This is a genomic window from Pseudomonas trutticola BRTCR10 (genome assembly GCF_056155105.1).
Genome location: NZ_CM149552.1, coordinates 5,146,959 through 5,163,991 on the forward strand (window position 1 = coordinate 5,146,959; position 17,033 = coordinate 5,163,991).

Here is a 17,033-nt window from a genome sequence, read left to right on the forward strand (position 1 = left end):
GAGCCCCAGCCATGCCCGATGACATCCACTTCTACGAACCCGCCAACGGCCACGGCCTGCCCCACGATCCGTTCAACGCCATCGTCGGCCCACGCCCCATCGGCTGGATTTCCTCGCAGGATGCCAATGGCCAGTTGAACCTGGCGCCGTACAGTTTCTTCAATGCGTTCAACTACATTCCGCCGATCATTGGTTTCTCCAGTGTCGGGCGCAAAGACAGCCTGAACAACATCGAGCAGACCGGCGAATTCGTCTGGAACCTCGCCACCCGCCCACTCGCCGAACAAATGAACCAGAGCTGCGCGATGGTCGCGCCTGAGGTCAACGAATTCGAGCTGGCGGGACTGACCACGGTGGCGTCGAAAGTGATTTCAGTGCCACGGGTCGCCGAAAGCCCGGTGTCCTTCGAGTGCAAGGTCACGCAGATCATTCAGTTGCAGCGTGCCGACGGCGAGACGGTGCCGAGCTGGCTGATCCTCGGCGAAGTGGTCGCCGTGCATATCGCCAAGTGGCTGTTGAAGGACGGCATCTACGACACCGCCGCGGCAGAACCGATTCTGCGCGGCGGCGGGCCGGCGGATTATTTCCAGCTGGGGCCTGAGGCCCTGTTCAAGATGTGGCGTCCGGGCGCAACGAAGTAACGCGTTACCAGATCAACTCGGCGTCGTCAGTGACGCCCTTGAGTTTATCCAGCTCATTGATGGCGGCCTCGTCGGCAGCGATGGCGCCGGGGAACACCTGATCATCCAGCAGTTTGTGAAAGCGCGGTGCACCGCCATCGACCAGGGCTTTCACCGCGATTGCCGCGTGATAACCCTTGTTGCCACCCAGTTCGACGGGGACGACTGCGGATACTGCTTCGAAGTGTTCGAACTCTTTACGTGCCATGTCGCAAGTCCTGGCTCAGTCAATTAAGCCGGACATTAAACCCTCAACCGGCGAGTTTGTGTACCGGTGCCGGGCATTGACCGAGGGCTTGCGCCGCGGAGACATCCTTGAACGTGTGGAAATCCAGACTGTTGACCACCAGTTCCTGCACCAGCTCGGCGAAGATTTCCATCGACGGACTGTTGAAGTACGCGGTCATCATCTGCTGATTGCTCCAGAACCCGGAGACCAGCCACAACTCGGGATCACACTGCGAATGCTGCAAGGCAAAGCTCAGGCAACCGGGGGCGGCACGGGACGGTTCGATCAACGCGCTGAGGCGTACACCGAGTTCCGCCGAACGCCCGGCGCGCGCTCGAACGAAGGCCATATGACTGACGGGAATCTGCTTGGACATGTTCAACCCTCCCAGGGAGTCGCGTGGCAGCCGGGGGACGGGCTGCGACAGGATCCAAGGTTAAGGGCCGGATGACCGACGCCGTTAGTCGATTCCTGCCGCCGCATTGCACAATCCTGCGAGACTGCAAACAGGACGTGTAACAACCTGTAAATCCGTGTCATACCGCTGTCATACGCCGATCATGCAAGTTTGCCGGTCGGCGTCCCGTTATGGCTGGGCACGCTGGTAACCCCAAGCAGAATCAGGCAAGCATTTCGCAGGATGTGTCTACCGCTCTCGCTTGCACAAACATATGCTCTGCTCCATTCCACCTCCCCTGCCGAGGATACCGTGCATGACGTCATTCGATCGTTTTCAAGCCCCACCCGACGCCGACATGGAAAAACAGCGCGCGGAACTGGCGGCAATCATCCGCCGCAACACCACCGACGATGGCAGCTATGAGACCGCCATCGGCTCGCTGTTCATGTCGCGCCACACCCAATCCCACGACTTTGCCCCGGTGCTCGCGCAACCGGCGCTGTGCATCATGGCGCAGGGTCGCAAAGAAGTGCGTCTGGCCGATGAGTACTTCAATTACGATCCGCTGAATTATCTGGTGGTATCGGTTTCGATGCCGTTGAGTGGGCGTGTGGTCAATGTTTCGCCGCAGGAGCCGATCCTCGCGGTTCGCCTGGATATCGACCCGGCGGAAATCACCGCACTGATCGCCGACGCCGGCCCCATGGGCGTGCCGACCCGGCCGACTGGACGGGGTTTGTACGTCGAACAGATCGACAGTTCGATGCTCGATGCCGTGCTGCGTCTGGCGCGTTTGCTCGATGCACCGAAGGACATCGCCATGCTCGCGCCGCTGATTCGCCGGGAGATTCTCTATCGTCTGCTGCGCAGTCCGCAGGGCCATCGTTTGTATGAGATCGCGATTGCCAACAGTCAAAGCCACCGCATCAGCCAGGCGATCAAATGGCTCAACGGCAACTTCGAACAGCCATTGCGCATTGATGATCTAGCCAAGGAAGTGAACCTCAGCGTGTCGACCTTGCATCACCGCTTCAAGGCGATGACGGCGATGAGTCCGCTGCAATATCAGAAGCAACTGCGCTTGCAAGAGGCGCGGCGTTTGATGTTGGCCGAAGGGCTGGAAGCGTCGGCGGCGGGGTATCGGGTGGGGTATGAAAGTCCTTCGCAGTTCAGCCGCGAGTACAGCCGCTTGTTTGGTGCGCCACCGTTAAGGGATCTGGCACGGTTGCGGCTGTCGGTCTGATACCGACATTGCGCTGTGTCGACTGACGCCATCGCTGGCAAGCCAGCTCCCACAGGGTTTTATGCTGAACAGAGAATTTGTGCTCACCCGAAAAACCTGTGGGAGCTGGCTTGCCAGCGATGGGGCCAGTCAAGACAACCTCAATCCAAAATCAGGCACCGAGTACCCGACACGCCTCCACCGGCAACGTCACCGACACTGGATGCCCGATCCCCAAGCCAATCCCCTGACACGGCGTACTCAACGCCGTAAACGTCACCCCTGAACACTCCACCGTCGTCTCGATAGTTGCGCCGATATCACGCACGAACGTCACCTTGCCGAGCAGACGATTGCCCGCCGTTGCCTGCGGCGCGGACAGTTGCAGGTCTTCCGGACGGATCAGCATTTTCACTTTCTGCCCGACCACGATGCTGCTGCAGATCGGCACTTGCAGCGCGTCACCACCCGGCAGGCTGACCTTGCCGTCGCCCAGCACCGTGGCCGGGAAGATGTTGCCCGAACCGATGAAGTCAGCGACGAATTCGTTGGCCGGATGCCGATAGATTTCAATCGGCGTACCGACCTGCTGCACCTTGTGCTCGCCCAACACCACGACGATATCGGCCATGGTCATGGCCTCACGCTGATCGTGGGTAACCATGATCGTGGTGATGTTCAGGCGTTGTTGCAGTTGGCGGATTTCCACCTGCATCGACTCGCGCAATTTGGCGTCGAGCGCCGACAGCGGTTCGTCGAGCAAGAGGATTTTCGGGTGCGAAGCAATCGCCCGGGCAATCGCCACGCGTTGGCGTTGACCGCCGGAGAGCTTGGCCACCGGCCGGTCGATCATCGCCTGCAACTGGATCAGTTCCAGTAACTCCACCACCCGCGCCTGCTGATCGGCCTTGCTCACCCCGCGCAGTTTCAGCGGGTAGGCGATGTTCTCACCGACGGTCATGTGCGGGAACAATGCCAGCGACTGGAACACCATGCCGAAATTGCGCAGATGCGCCGGGGTATGGCCGATGTCTTCGCCGTCCAGGCGAATTTCGCCGCCGCTGAGGGTTTCCAGCCCGGCGATCATCCGCAGCAAAGTGGTTTTGCCACACCCCGAAGGGCCGAGGAAACACACCAGTTTGCCTTCCGGCAAATGCAGGTTGACGTCTTGTACCGCGCAAGCCGAGCCGTAGAATTTCTCGACGTTTTCCAGAATCAGACCAGTCATGTTGCACCTCAAATCAAAAGGAAACGCCGCCCTCGCCCACCAGCTTCTCCAGCGCCCAGATCAGGACGAAGTCGATCAGCACGATCAGCACGGCAAACGAGAACACGGTAGGGTCGAGCGATGACACGGTGCGGCTGTACATCCAGATCGGCACGGTCATAACGTCGATGGTGTAGAGGAAATAGGTCACGGTGAATTCGTTGAACGAGACGATGAACGCCAGCAGCATGCCCGCCAGAATTCCCGACTTCATCAACGGCACCACCACATCGACAATCGCCCGCAATGGCGAGGCGCCGAGCATGCGCGCGGCTTCTTCGACTTCACTGCCGATGGACAGCATCGCCGCCGTGCAGTTTTTCACCACGAACGGCAGCGCCAGAATCACGTGGGCAATCACCAGCCGCGACGTGGTCATGTGGAACGGCAGGCTGTCGAACACCAGCAGCAACGCCAGGCCCAACACCACCATCGGGAACACCAGCGGCAGCGACATCAATTGCAGCGCCACGGCTTTGCCACGGAACTCGCAGCGGGTCAGCGCATACGCCGCCGGCACCGCGATCAGCGTGGCGAAGACCATGGTCAGGCACGACACCAGCAGGCTGGTGGTCATCGCCTGACCGAGGCTCAACACATCACTGGCGTCCGGCGACACGAAGGTGTGCCAGGCCGCCTTGTACCATTGCAGGCTGTAGCTGCTCGGCGGGAAATCGAGGTTCGACGCGCCGCTGAACGACATCACGATCATGGTCAGGATCGGCAGCACCGCCAGCAGCAGGATGAACCCGGAAAGGATCCCGGCAAACTTGCCGGTGTCACCGGGCAACAGCGCCATGCGCTTCTTGGTCAGGGCACTCATTGCGAAGCCTCCAGCAACCGGCGACGGCGGCCGGTGATGTATTCGGACAAGGTCATGATCGCCAGCGTGGTGATGATCAGCACCACCCCGGCAGCCGACGCGGCGGGCCAGTTCATCAGCGGGGCGATCTGGTCATGCACCATCACCGCGAGCATCGGCACGCGCCGGCCACCGAGCAGCAATGGCACGACAAAACTGCTGGCGTTGTAGGCGAACACCAGCGTCGCGCCAGTGATGATCCCCGGCAGGCTCATCGGTAAAACCACCTGACGGAACACCTGAAAACGACTGGCGCCGAGGGTCGCGGCGGCCTCTTCGTATGAACGTGCGACGCCGCGCATGGCGCTGGCGATCGGCAGCACGGCCAGCGGAAACGCGGTCTGCACCAGGCCCATCAATACGCCGTTCTGGTTGTACAGCAACATGATTGGCCGCTTGATCAGGCCCAGCCCCATCAGCGCCTGATTGAGCATGCCGCCGGGGCCGAGAATCACCAGCCAGCCGTAGCTTTGCAGCAACAGATTGACCAGCAGCGGCAGCAGCACGGCGGCGAGGAAAATCCGCCGCAGAAACGGCGACGTCAAACGCGACATGGTGTACGCCACCGGGATCGCCAGCACCACGGCGATCACCGCGCTGATCAGCGCCAGACGCAAGGTCAGCAGCAAGGATTTCAGGTAATAGGGTTCGAGCAATTGCGCGTAACTGGCGAGGCTGAACCCGCTCCATTCCGCGCCTTTGGTGCCGACGCTCATGCGCAACACCAGCAGGCTGGCGGCGATCAGCACGCCGAGAAACAGCATCGAAGGCGTGAGGAAAAGCCACGCCCGCGCGGTCGGCGAAATACCGCGCGCCGGGCGCACGTCAGCGGCGCCGACCGGTTGGGTCAGGGATTGATGTTCCATAGCAATGATCTCGTCAATGGAAAACAACTGACAAACACAGGTCTCCAAAGCACCGCGCCCCCTGTGGGAGCTGGCTTGCCAGCGATAGCAATCTGTCAGTGACATCATTGTCGACAGGAAGGCCGTCATCGCTGGCAAGCCAGCTCCCACAGGGATTTGCGGTGTTCTGAAGGTTTGTATTCGGATCAGGAAGAAAAGATTTCCGTATAGCGACGAATCCATTGGTCATGCACGGTGGCCAGGAAGGCGTTGTCGTGCATGATCGCCTTCTCGGCAATCTGCTCGGGCGTGAGAATGAACGGGCTCTTGCGCGCTTCGGCGGAGATGATCGCCTTGGCGTTGACCGGTCCGTTGAAGATGTCTTCGGCCATCTTGCCCTGCACCAGCGGGTCGAGAGAGTGGTCGATAAAGGCGTAGGCCAGATCAGTGTCGCCCGGACGATTTTTCGGCATCACCGAGAGCATCAGGTCGGTGTAGAAACCTTCCTTCATGCCGAACGTGGCGCCGAGGCCATAGTTAGGATCGCGGATCTGCTTGGGGAAAAATGCCGGGGCGTACAAGCCGCCCATGTCCAGCGAACCGGTGCGGAACAGCTCGGCGATCTGGTTCGGGTTCTCGCCCAACGTCACCACGCGGTCCTTGAGTTCAGCGAGTTTCTTGAAGCCCGGCTCGATGTTGTGCTCGTCACCGCCAGCCAGTTTCGCGGCGATGATGATCAGGTCCATGGCCTCGGTCCAGTTCGGCGGCGGCAGGAAAATGTTCGGTGCCAGATCGGCGTCCCACAGCGCGGCGTAACTGTCCGGTGCTTCTTTCAAGGTGCGGGTGCTGTAGACCAGACTGTTGCACCACAGCAGATAGCCGATGCCGTGACCGTTGGCCCCGGTACGGTATTTCTCCGGCACGTCGACCAGATTGGGAATGCGGTTGAGGTCGGGTTTTTCCAACAGCCCGGCAGCCGCCAGGCCTTCGGCGCCGACGCCCGCCAAGGTGATGATGTCGTATTGCGGACGGTCACCGCCGGCCTTGAGTTTGGCGACCATTTCCGAGGTGCTGCCGGTACGGTCGGCGATAACCTTGGCGCCGGTTTTGGCTTCGAAGGTTGCAGCGATGTTACGCAGTGCAGCGAGGCCGGTGTCATCCGACCAGGTCAGTAAACGCAGGGTCTTGCCGGCGAAACGCGTGTCGCTGGCGCTCGCCCGGATGAAGGGCATGCTCATGGCGGCTGCCGCCACCGACGCCACGCCAACGGTTTTAATGAATTGACGCCTGTTCAGATCGTGCTCGCCCATGACGGACTCCCTTTGTTTTTTTAAGTATGAGGTTGGTCGCAACCGTTGCATCCGCGCGGCCGGATCCGCGCCAGGCCCCGTATTACAAGGGCTTTAGCGCTGCCGACGGGTTCATCCTGAGGTCGTGCAAAACACCTGACTATCGATAAAAACTCATTGAAGCCATGACGCCAATGCATGCCTCGTTGCGAGGCATGCGCTGACCTTTTTCGGGCGTTTCAGAGCGCCCGGATCACGTGTTTGATTTCCTGAAACGCGGCCAGGCCCCACGGCCCCAATTCGCGGCCGATGCTGCTCTGCTTGTAACCGCCCCACGCCGTCTGCGGGAAGATCACTTGCGGCGCGTTGAGCCACACCAGCCCCGCCTGCAGGGCGTTGGCGACACGATCAGCGGTCTCGGCGTTACGCGTCACCACACTGGCGACCAGACCGAACTGGCTGTCGTTGGCCAGCGCGATCGCTTCGGCTTCGTTGCGGAAACTGCGCACGCACAGCACCGGGCCGAAAATCTCTTCGCACCACAGCGCACTGTCGAGGGGCACGTCGGTGAACACGGTCGGCTGCAAAAAATAGCCGCGTGGCAAATGCGCCGGACGATTACCGCCACACAACAGCTTCGCTCCGGCGCTCAGACCACGGTCGATGTGGCCGAGCACGCGCTGGTATTGCGCCTGGTTGACCAGTGCGCCCATCTCCACGTCGGGATCGAACGGGTCAGCCACGCGAATCGCCTGGGCACGCTTTTGCAGACGGCTGAGGAATTCTTCTTCCAGTTCTTCGGCGACCAGCACGCGGCTGGTGGCCGAGCACATCTGTCCGGCGTTGAAGAAACCGCCGCCGCAGGCCAGCTCCACGGCCAGATCCAGGTCAGCATCTTCCAGCACCAGCAACGACGATTTTCCACCCAGTTCGAGGCTCACGCCCTTCACGGTTTCCGCCGCACGCTGCATCACCTGAACGCCAACAGCGTTGCTGCCGGTGAAAGAGATTTTGGCGATGCGCGGATCGGCGGACAGCGGCGCGCCCACCGCCAGACCGGTACCACAAACAACGTTGAACACGCCTTTGGGCAGACCGGACTCGGCAATGATCGCCGCCAGTTCCAGCTCCGGCAGCGGCGTGACTTCCGACGGTTTGAGCACCACGCAGCAACCGGCGGCCAGGGCCGGGGCGAGTTTCCACGCGGTGGTAACCATCGGGAAATTCCACGGCACGATCAGCCCGACCACACCGCACGGCTCGCGACGCAGACGCGCACTGAAATCGTCGCTGGGCAGCGCCACGTTGCTGTCGAGTTTTGCATCGAGGCCTTCGGCCAACCCGGCGTAGTATTCGAAGGTGGCAATCACGTCATCGACGTCGATGGCCGCTTCGAATTGCGGTTTGCCATTGTTGCTCGACTGCAACTTCATCAAGTGATCACGACCGTTGCGCACGCCGTTGGCGATGTTGCGCAGGATCACAGCGCGTTCGGTGCCGGTGGTTTGTGACCAGGTCTTGAACGCGTCAGTGGCAGCGGTCACGGCTTGCTGTACGGCTTGTTCGTCACCGCCATTGACCGTGGTCAGCAGCGCTTCAGTGGCCGGGTTGATCACCCGCAAATGCTCGCGGCCAGCAGACCATTGGCCGTTGATGTAGAGGCCATCGAGGGTGGTTGGGAAACTGATCATTTGTTCACCGCCTGCATCCACTGGTTCTGGTCGATTTCAATCAGCGTCGGGCCTTGACGATCCGTCGCCGCACGCAGCGCGCCGCGCAGTTGCTCCACCGAACTGATCGCTTCGGCAGCGCAGCCCAGCGCCTTGGCCACCCCAATGAAGTCCGGGGTGTAGATGTCGACGCCGACCGGCTCGATGGCGCGGTTGACCATGTACTTCTTGATCTCTTCGTAGCCCTGGTTATTCCACAGCAGGACGATCACCGGGGTGCGCGCCTCCACGGCGCTGGCCAGTTCCGGCAGGGTGAATTGCAAACCACCGTCGCCGATCAGGCACACCACTGGCGGACGAGTGCCGCCCTCGATGCTGCCGCCGAGCCACGCGCCGATGGCCGCCGGCAAGGCGTAACCGAGGGTGCCGTAACCGGTGGACGAGTTGAACCAGCGGCGCGGCCGCTCCGGGTTGAACGTGAGGTTGCCGGTGTACACCGGTTGCGTGGAGTCGCCGACGAACACTGCATCGGGCAACTCGTGCAGGACGGTTTCGAGGAAACGCGTCTGCGCCAGTGTTGGTGCATCCCAGGTTGCGGCCAGATCATCACGCAGCCACGCGGCACGCACCTGGCCCCAATCGTTGCGACGTTCGGCCAGCGGCTTGTGCGACAACGCGCTGAGCAGCGCTTGTGCGGCGTTGCGCGAGTCGGCAACCAGGGCGACGTGCGGCGGATAGTTGCGCACGGTCTGGTCGGCGTCGATGTCGATGCGCAGCAACTTGCCGGGAATCTCGAAACCGCCGGCGAATGTCACGTCGTAATCGGTCTCGGCCAGTTCGGTGCCGATTGCCAGCACCACGTCGGCGTCGGCCACCAGTGCACGGGTGGCAACCAGACTTTGCGTCGAGCCGATCAGCAGTGGATGGCTGGAAGGCAACATGCCTTTGGCGTTGATGGTCAGCGCCACCGGAGCATCGAGCAGTTCGGCAAGTTCGGTGATTTCGGCAGCGGCATCGATGGCACCGCCACCGGCAAGGATCAGCGGGCGTTGAGCGCCGGCCAGCAACTCGCTCATGCGGCTGACGGCAGCGGGTGCGGCACCGGCGCGGTCGATGTTGACCGGGACGCTTGCGAGCAAGTCATCGGCCTCTTCCACCAACACGTCCAGCGGGATCTCGATGTGCACCGGACGCGGGCGCCCGGCCTGGAACAAAGCGAATGCGCGAGCGAGAACGCCCGGTAACTCCGACGCCGACATCAGCGTGTGGGAAAACGCAGCAACGCCGCCGACCAATGCGCTCTGGTTCGGCAGCTCGTGGAGCTTGCCACGGCCGCCGCCCAACTGGTTGCGGGTCTGCACGCTGGAGATCACCAGCATCGGGATCGAGTCGGCGTAGGCCTGGCCCATCGCCGTGGTGATATTGGTCATGCCCGGCCCGGTGATGATGAAGCACACCCCCGGTTTGCCGCTGGTGCGGGCGTAGCCGTCAGCCATGAAACCGGCGCCTTGCTCATGCCGTGGGGTGACGTGGTTGATGCTCGAACGGGCCAGCCCGCGATACAGCTCCACGGTGTGCACGCCGGGAATGCCGAACACCTGCTCGACGCCATAACCTTCGAGTAACTTGACCAGTACTTCGCCACACGTCGCCATGTCATTGCCCTTCTTGTTCATTTGAGACACAAGGCCTTTGTGTAGGAGTAAGCCTGCTCGCGAAGGCGTCTTCGCATTCAACATTACGGTGACTGACACACCGCTATCGCGAGCAGGCTCACTCCTACAAAGGGCCCTTCAATGGGCTCATTGAACGGTGGGCAGGTAGCCGCAACAATCGATTAAAAGTCATACTAGCCATGTCCTCACGTCATACCTTGGATCCACATGAAACGACTGCCACCCCTGCCCGCCCTGCATACGTTTCTGATCACCGCGCAGTGCTGCAACTTCACCCGGGCCGCCGAGCAGTTGCACATCACCCAAGGCGCGGTGAGCCGGCAGATTGCCGGGCTGGAAGATCATCTGGGGTATGAGCTGTTCATTCGCCTGGCCCGAGGTCTGGAACTGACGGCCGAAGGACGCGAATGGCTGCCACGGGTGGAGAAGGTGTTCGGCCTGATCAGCGAAGCCACCGAGCAGATCGGCCTCAAACGCGAAACCCTGCAACTCAAGGCGCCGAGCTGTGTGATGCGCTGGCTGGTGCCGCGCCTGCTGCAGTGGCAGAAAGAGCGCCCGGATGTGCCGGTCAAACTGACCACCACACTGGCGCATGGCGTCGACTTTCAACGCGAGCAATTCGATGCGGCGGTGATTTATGGAACGCCACCGGATAACTCGGCGACCGCGCTGCATCTGTTCGATGAACAACTGACCCCGGTCTGTTCACCGGCATTGTTGAAAGGCCCGCCAGCGTTGTCCGAGCTGGCCGATCTGCAACAGCACTTGTTGCTACATCCGACTGCCGACACGAAGGACTGGAAGGTGTGGCTGACGGCGGCGGAGTTGCAGCTCAATAACGTGAACATGGGCCAACATTTCGAGACGCTGGATCAAGCGATGTCGATGGCGTCGCACGGGACGGGAGTGGCGATCGGCGACTGGTCGTTGATCGGCGATGACTTGCGTGCCGGACGACTGGTGATGCCGTTTGAGTTGAAGGTGAAGACGGGGCTGGCGTATTACGTGGTGGTGCCTGCGGGAACCGAGCCATCGCCGCAGCTGGAAGAATTGATGATCTGGCTGGTTGAGCAGGCCCATTTGCGCTGAGGCTTTTCCCCTCACCCTAGCCCTCTCCCTGTATGTACCGGAGACATGGTGGACAGGTGTTCGGAGACATGGTGGACACTTTTTAATAGACACATTGCTCATCACCAAGGAGATGACNCGGCAGGTAAGAAGATCTAAAACCGTCCACCATGTCTCCGAACATGTGTCCACCATGTCTCCGGTACATACACTCCCCGAGGGAGAGGGGACTGATTGGGGGATGTTATAGAAATACGCCGACGTGAAATTACTGTGTTGAATCCATAATCGACTCGGTTTTTCAGGTCGATGTATGAAGCAATACACCTCGGTTGGCTCCCTCTCCCTCGGGAGAGGGCTGGGGTGAGGGGCAAGGATTCACTCAGTACCCGACAGTAAACCGCTGACGCGAATGCTTCGGCGTTTCCACTTCGTCGATCAGCGCAATCGCGTAATCGGCAAAGGTGATCCAGCTGCGCCCTTCAGCGCTCACCAGCAAGTGATCCTGGCCAACGCGGAACCTGCCGCTGCGCTCCCCTTCGACAAACTCCGCCGAGGGCGACAGGAAGGTCCAGTCCAAGGTCTTCTCCTGACGCAACGCCTCAAGAAATGCAGCACCCGCGCTGGCTTCGGCTTTGTACTCCGCCGGGAAACCTGCACTGTCGATCACCCGGGTGTTGTCCGGCAGCAACAACGAACCGGCGCCGCCGACCACCAACAGACGCGGCACACCTGCCTGCTTGAGCGGACCAACGATAGCGCTGGCCGGCACAGTGGCGAAGTGCGCGGCGGTAATCACGACATCGTGCCCGGCCACCGCGTCTTGCAGCGCCGCCGCATCCAGCACATCGACATTCTTGCTGACCACGCCGGCAAGGGCGCCGATCTTCGAAGTATCGCGGGCGATAGCAGTAACGCTATGGCCGCGACGCAGGGCTTCTTCCAGCAGTTGGCTGCCGGCACGGCCGGTGGCACCAATGATTGCGATCTTGCTCATGACATTCTCCAGTTGGCTTGAGAGTGCTGCGTTTTCAGATTCGGCTTACCACTGCATTTCGCCTTTGGCGACTTTCGCGCTCAGCTCCAGCGAGCTCTCCTCGCCCAGTGTCGGGTAGCGCTTTTTCATTGCCGCGATCAGCGCAGCGGAGTCTTTGGCCTTGGCCGTTTCCTGATCGAAAGCCTTAATGTAGTCGGCGGTGAATTTCACGCTGGCCAGCGAGCGGCTGCTTTCACCCAGGTAATGCCCCGGCACCACGGTTTTCGGCTTGAGGGTTTCGATCGAGTGCAGGGTTTGCAGCCAGTCGGCGTGGGATTGCGCGGTCTGGGTATCGGCCATCCAGACATGGATGTTCTCGGCGACAACCACGCCACCGACCACAGCCTTGAGCGATGGAATCCACACGAAGCTGCGATCCGGTTGTTTGCCGTCAAGGCCGACCACCTGCAATTTCTGCCCTTCGAGCATCAGGCTGTCGCCCTTGAGCACGCCCGGCACGATGGTTTTCGCTGGCACGTCGGTGCCCATTTTCGGACCCCAGAACGCCAGTTTGCCTGCGACGGTTTTGGTGATGTGATCCACGGTCGGTTGCGAGGCCAGTACCTTGGCATCGGGGAAGGCTTTGGTCAGGGTGTCGAGGCCGAAGTAGTAATCCGGATCACCGTGGCTGATGTAAATGGTGGTCAGGTGCTTACCGCTGGCGCGGATCTTTTCCACCACTTGCTCGGCCTGGGATTTGCCGAATTGCGCATCGACGAGGATCGCGTCTTTTGCGCCGCTGACCAGTACCGAGGTCACCGGAAAGATGGCGTTGGTGCCCGGGTTGTAGACATCCAGGGTCAGGTTGGCAGCGGCGGCATGCGCGGCAAAGCCAAGGGAAGCGGTGGCGAGTAGAACGCGTTTGAGTGTGGTGAAACCGATCATCTGTTGCTCCGGTGTCCGAATGCCATGTCTGGCGATGGGACAGAGCTTAGTTGCCTGACTCAGTACAAAAAATGCGATGCTTGAACATAGTTTGTTTCTGAAAGCGGGCAAATCATGGATCGTCTCCAAGCAATGCGGGTGTTTGTCACGGTGGTGGACCTGGGCAGCCAGTCGGCGGCGGCCGATCATCTGGATCTCTCACGCCCGGTGGTGTCGCGTTATCTGGCGGAGCTGGAGGACTGGGTCGGCGCGCGCCTGATGCACCGCACCACGCGCAAATTGAGCCTGACAGCCGCTGGCAGTGAAATCCTGCCACGTTGCCGGCAGATGATTGAACTGTCGACCGATATGCAGGCCGCCGTCAGCGAACCCCACGATGCGCCGCGCGGACTCCTGCGGATCAGCGTCAGCACCTCGTTCGGCCAGGCGCAACTGGCCGATGCGATGGCGGCTTACGTCAAGCGCCAGCCAGGCGTGAGTATCGACATGCAAATGCTCGATCGAACGGTGAATCTGGTGGATGAGCGGATCGACCTGGCGATCCGCACCAGTAATGACCTGGACCCGAACCTGATCGCCCGACGCCTGACCGTGTGCCGCTCGGTGGTGTGCGCCTCCCCGGCCTATCTGCGAGAGCATCCGGCGCCGCAGCGAGTTGAAGAACTGAGCCGGCACAATTGCCTGACTCACTCGTATTTCGGTAAAAGCCTGTGGCATTTCGAGGAAGATGGCGAACCCGTTTCGGTACCGGTGCAGGGCAATATCAGCGCCAACGAGGCCAGCACCTTATTGCGCGCGACGCTGGCCGGCGCGGGCGTGGCGATGCTGCCGACGTATCAGGCCGGGGTGCATATTCATTCAGGAGAGTTGATTCGCTTGCTGCCGCAGGCTGAGCCGCGTCAGATGAACATCTATGCGGTCTATGCCTCGCGCAAGCACATGCCGGCGGCGCTGCGCAGCATGCTGGATTTTCTCGTGGAGCGCTTTCCTGAAAATCCGCAATGGGACGTTGATCTGTAAACCCGATCCCCTGTAGGAGTGAGCCTGCTCGCGATAGCGGAGTGTCAGGTAACCTCTATCCGACTGACACTCCGCTATCGCGAGCAGGCTCANGATAGCGGAGTGTCAGGTAACCTCTATCCGACTGACACTCCGCTATCGCGAGCAGGCTCACTCCTACAGGGGGGCTATCAGCGTGCTGAATGGCCGGTTACAAGCTCAAGCACACTCGCTGGCAACTCGCCGCCGCTGACCTATGCTGAAAGTAATACCGCAGGGTATGTCGTTCAGAGGTCTACGCCATGAACATCAAAACAAGAAGGTACGTCGCGATTTTCATCACCTGCGCCGCCACGCTGGCGCTGTACGGCACCGCCGCCTGGCGGGTCGAACAGCTGCGACAGCTGCCGCGCGAGTATGCAAGCTGCAACTTCGAGCGCTGCATTCCGCACAATGCCACGCTGAACGCATTGCGCTGAGGCTGAGGCTGAGGCTGAGGCTGACTCATTACCTGTGGGAGCTGGCTTGCCAGCGATTGCGGTCTGACATTCACCATTGAAGGTGACTGGGCCACCGCTATCGCTGGCAAGCCAGCTTTCACAGGTTTTTGTGGTGGTTATGAAATTACTGCTCGGCCTTCAGCCGGTCGCGGAAAGCCTTCGGTGATATCCCCACCCTGCGCCGGAACAGGCGCGTGAAGTTGGTCGGATCGGAAAACCCCAGCAATTCCGACATTTCGTAAATCGTCATGCTGGTGTACGTCAGCAAGCGCTTGGCTTCCAGCAGCTGACGCTCGTGCATGATCTGCAACGCCGGTTGCCCCGCCAGTTCACGGCAGGTGCCGTTGAGGTGCGACACCGAAATCCCCAGTCGATGCGCGAGATCCTCTACCTTCACATGCTGGCGATAAGTCTCTTCCACCAGTTGAATAAACCCATTGAGGTACTCGCGCTGGCGCTGTGGTCGCTGGCTGGCGTTATGGCGCACGATGGCCTGACGACTGACCCAGACCATGATCACACTGACCAGCGAATGCATGAGCATTTCCCGCGCCGGTTGATGGCCGTTGTACTCGGCCTGCAACGCCGTAAACAGGCTGTTCAAGTAATCGCCGTCCTTGCCCGCCGGATAGCTTTCGGCTCGGGCCAGCGCATGCACGGCATCACCCAGTTGCGCCTGCAGGTGATTGATCAGCGGTGTTGCCAGCGTGACGACGAACCCTTCGACGTCTTCGGAAAAACGAAAGCCATGCACCGACAGCGGTGGCAGGACTTGAATCGCAGGGGTGTGCAGTTGTGTGCGCTGGCCTTCGATCTCAAGCTCTGCCTGACCTTTGAAAACGAAGAGCAGCTGACACAGATCAGCATGGCGGTGGGGTTTGATTTCCCATTGATGTTCGCGACTGCGTGAGGAAATGGTTTCACAGTGCAGCAAGTCAGGGGTCGGCCAGTCCAGGCTTTCACCGTAGAGCTTGAACACCGGAATCGAAGGCAGCTCGGGCTTGTTCATCACTTCAATCCAGGCCTCTTGTCTTGCGGGCGATAATCGCACCGATTGGCAGAATGTACAGGTATCGGCTCAGTTTTCACCTTCAATTGACAGACCCGCAAGGGAAAAATGCAAGCACTCGATCCATAAAAAATATTCACCGGCCCTGGTCGCGTGAAGCTTGCGAGCCATAAAAACAATGAAAACGCTGAAAACCCAAGTCGCCATCATTGGCGCCGGCCCGTCCGGATTACTCCTCGGCCAGTTGCTGCACAACGCTGGCATCGACACCCTCATCCTCGAACGTCAGACCCCCGATTATGTCCTCGGCCGAATCCGTGCCGGCGTGCTTGAACAGGGCATGGTAGAGCTGTTGCGTCAGGCAGGCGTGGGTCAGCGCATGGACGCCGAAGGACTGGTGCATGGCGGTTTCGATCTGGCGCTGGAGGGGCGTCAGGTACACATCGATCTGCAGGCATTGACCGGCGGCAAGACCGTGATGATCTACGGCCAGACCGAAGTCACCCGCGACCTCATGGCCGCTCGTCGGGAGGCTGGAGCGCTGTCGTTTTATGAAGTGAGCAATGTCGTTCCCCACGGCATGAAAAGCGACGAAGCCTTTGTCACCTTCGAAAAGGACGGGGAAACCTGGCGCGTCGATTGCGATTACATCGCCGGTTGCGACGGCTTCCATGGCGTCGCTCGGCAGTCGATTCCTGATGACTGCCTGAAGGTCTTCGAACGGGTTTATCCGTTTGGCTGGCTGGGGATTCTGGCCGACACGCCACCGGTGCACGACGAACTGGTCTACGCCCGCCACGAACGCGGTTTCGCCCTGTGCAGCATGCGTTCGGCGGTTCGCACCCGTTACTACCTACAGGTGCCTGCGGATGAGAACGTGGACGACTGGAGTGATCAGCGCTTCTGGGATGAGCTGAAAACGCGCCTGCCTGCGGAGCTGGCGGAGAAACTGGTCACCGGCCCATCCATCGAAAAAAGCATCGCGCCGCTGCGCAGTTTTGTCGTCGAGCCGATGCAGTACGGACGGATGTTTCTGGTCGGTGACGCGGCGCATATCGTCCCTCCCACCGGCGCCAAGGGTTTGAATCTGGCCGCCAGCGACGTCAGCACGTTGTTCAATATTCTATTGAAGACTTACCGCGACGGTCGCACCGATCTGTTGGAGAAATACTCCGAGATCTGCCTGCGCCGGGTGTGGAAAGCCGAGCGGTTTTCCTGGTGGATGACCTCGATGCTGCATCGCTTCGATGACCACGATGCGTTCAGCCAACGCATCAGTGCCTCGGAACTGGACTACTTTGTCAGTTCAGAAGCGGGCCGAAAAACCATTGCAGAAAATTACGTCGGACTTCCTTATGAGGCTATCGAATAGCCTGCTACCGACTTACACTGGCGA

Annotated in this window: 17 protein-coding genes; 6 read left to right on the top strand and 11 right to left on the bottom strand. The window is 60.5% G+C overall.

Translation table 11 applies throughout. The annotated features are described in order from the left end of the window. Positions 1-11: 11 nt before the first annotated feature. Positions 12-641, top strand: a complete 630-nt coding sequence (locus ACVVH8_RS23355) for a flavin reductase family protein (RefSeq protein WP_095121359.1) — start codon at positions 12-14, stop codon at positions 639-641. 4 nt (positions 642-645) lie between these two features. Here the strand turns inward: ACVVH8_RS23355 and ACVVH8_RS23360 are convergent, their stop codons facing one another. Next, the gene (locus tag ACVVH8_RS23360; RefSeq protein ID WP_207983792.1) at positions 646-888 is read right to left on the bottom strand and encodes a hypothetical protein; all 243 of its coding nucleotides are present in this window, start codon (positions 886-888) and stop codon (positions 646-648) included. 43 nt (positions 889-931) lie between these two features. Beyond that, positions 932-1,285, bottom strand: a complete 354-nt coding sequence (locus tag ACVVH8_RS23365; protein ID WP_315445572.1) for an antibiotic biosynthesis monooxygenase — start codon at positions 1,283-1,285, stop codon at positions 932-934. A gap of 337 nt (positions 1,286-1,622) precedes the next feature. Between ACVVH8_RS23365 and ACVVH8_RS23370 the strand changes: the two genes are divergently transcribed. Beyond that, positions 1,623-2,552 carry an AraC family transcriptional regulator gene (locus ACVVH8_RS23370; protein ID WP_213026435.1) on the top strand — a complete coding sequence of 310 codons (930 nt, stop codon included), beginning with the start codon at positions 1,623-1,625 and terminating at the stop codon, positions 2,550-2,552. A gap of 151 nt (positions 2,553-2,703) precedes the next feature. Here the strand turns inward: ACVVH8_RS23370 and ACVVH8_RS23375 are convergent, their stop codons facing one another. From ACVVH8_RS23375 to ACVVH8_RS23400, 6 genes are all read right to left on the bottom strand, one after another. Continuing rightward, positions 2,704-3,759, bottom strand: coding sequence for an ATP-binding cassette domain-containing protein (locus tag ACVVH8_RS23375; RefSeq protein ID WP_315445570.1), 1,056 nt, complete (start codon positions 3,757-3,759; stop codon positions 2,704-2,706). Between the two features lie 13 nt (positions 3,760-3,772). Next, complete coding sequence (locus ACVVH8_RS23380; protein ID WP_213026437.1) at positions 3,773-4,621, bottom strand: ABC transporter permease; 849 nt, start codon at positions 4,619-4,621, stop codon at positions 3,773-3,775. Next, on the bottom strand, positions 4,618-5,526 hold the full coding sequence (locus ACVVH8_RS23385) for an ABC transporter permease (protein WP_475226598.1): 909 nt from the start codon (positions 5,524-5,526) through the stop codon (positions 4,618-4,620). The genes ACVVH8_RS23380 and ACVVH8_RS23385 overlap by 4 nt, the downstream gene beginning before the upstream one ends. 185 nt (positions 5,527-5,711) lie before the next feature. Beyond that, a complete protein-coding gene (locus tag ACVVH8_RS23390; protein WP_213026438.1) occupies positions 5,712-6,815 on the bottom strand; it encodes an ABC transporter substrate-binding protein in 1,104 nt (367 codons plus the stop codon). A gap of 218 nt (positions 6,816-7,033) precedes the next feature. After that, positions 7,034-8,485 carry an aldehyde dehydrogenase family protein gene (locus tag ACVVH8_RS23395; protein WP_475226600.1) on the bottom strand — a complete coding sequence of 484 codons (1,452 nt, stop codon included), beginning with the start codon at positions 8,483-8,485 and terminating at the stop codon, positions 7,034-7,036. Next, positions 8,482-10,119 (bottom strand): 5-guanidino-2-oxopentanoate decarboxylase, encoded by a 1,638-nt coding sequence (locus ACVVH8_RS23400; RefSeq protein WP_475231224.1) that lies wholly within the window; start codon positions 10,117-10,119, stop codon positions 8,482-8,484. The genes ACVVH8_RS23395 and ACVVH8_RS23400 overlap by 4 nt, the downstream gene beginning before the upstream one ends. 228 nt (positions 10,120-10,347) lie before the next feature. Here ACVVH8_RS23400 and ACVVH8_RS23405 point away from each other — a divergent pair, with 228 nt between their 5' ends. Further along, complete coding sequence (locus tag ACVVH8_RS23405) at positions 10,348-11,229, top strand: LysR substrate-binding domain-containing protein (RefSeq protein WP_103305524.1); 882 nt, start codon at positions 10,348-10,350, stop codon at positions 11,227-11,229. A gap of 361 nt (positions 11,230-11,590) precedes the next feature. Here the strand turns inward: ACVVH8_RS23405 and ACVVH8_RS23410 are convergent, their stop codons facing one another. Together ACVVH8_RS23410 and ACVVH8_RS23415 are read right to left on the bottom strand one after the other, a co-directional pair. Further along, positions 11,591-12,205: an NAD(P)-dependent oxidoreductase gene (locus tag ACVVH8_RS23410; RefSeq protein ID WP_475226602.1), complete on the bottom strand. Its 615-nt coding sequence runs from the start codon at positions 12,203-12,205 to the stop codon at positions 11,591-11,593. Between the two features lie 45 nt (positions 12,206-12,250). Beyond that, positions 12,251-13,129: an MBL fold metallo-hydrolase gene (locus tag ACVVH8_RS23415; protein ID WP_475226605.1), complete on the bottom strand. Its 879-nt coding sequence runs from the start codon at positions 13,127-13,129 to the stop codon at positions 12,251-12,253. A 114-nt stretch (positions 13,130-13,243) separates the two neighbouring features. On the opposite strand from ACVVH8_RS23415, the gene ACVVH8_RS23420 reads away from it, so the two are divergent. Both ACVVH8_RS23420 and ACVVH8_RS23425 read left to right on the top strand, forming a co-directional pair. Beyond that, a complete protein-coding gene (locus tag ACVVH8_RS23420; RefSeq protein WP_213026441.1) occupies positions 13,244-14,149 on the top strand; it encodes a LysR family transcriptional regulator in 906 nt (301 codons plus the stop codon). A gap of 281 nt (positions 14,150-14,430) precedes the next feature. Continuing rightward, a complete protein-coding gene (locus ACVVH8_RS23425) occupies positions 14,431-14,607 on the top strand; it encodes a hypothetical protein (protein WP_007912636.1) in 177 nt (58 codons plus the stop codon). A gap of 145 nt (positions 14,608-14,752) precedes the next feature. Here the strand turns inward: ACVVH8_RS23425 and ACVVH8_RS23430 are convergent, their stop codons facing one another. Continuing rightward, positions 14,753-15,637 (bottom strand): helix-turn-helix domain-containing protein, encoded by an 885-nt coding sequence (locus ACVVH8_RS23430; protein WP_103305520.1) that lies wholly within the window; start codon positions 15,635-15,637, stop codon positions 14,753-14,755. A gap of 178 nt (positions 15,638-15,815) precedes the next feature. Here ACVVH8_RS23430 and pobA point away from each other — a divergent pair, with 178 nt between their 5' ends. Beyond that, positions 15,816-17,009, top strand: coding sequence for a 4-hydroxybenzoate 3-monooxygenase (gene pobA, locus ACVVH8_RS23435; RefSeq protein WP_475226607.1), 1,194 nt, complete (start codon positions 15,816-15,818; stop codon positions 17,007-17,009). Positions 17,010-17,033 lie beyond the last annotated feature (24 nt).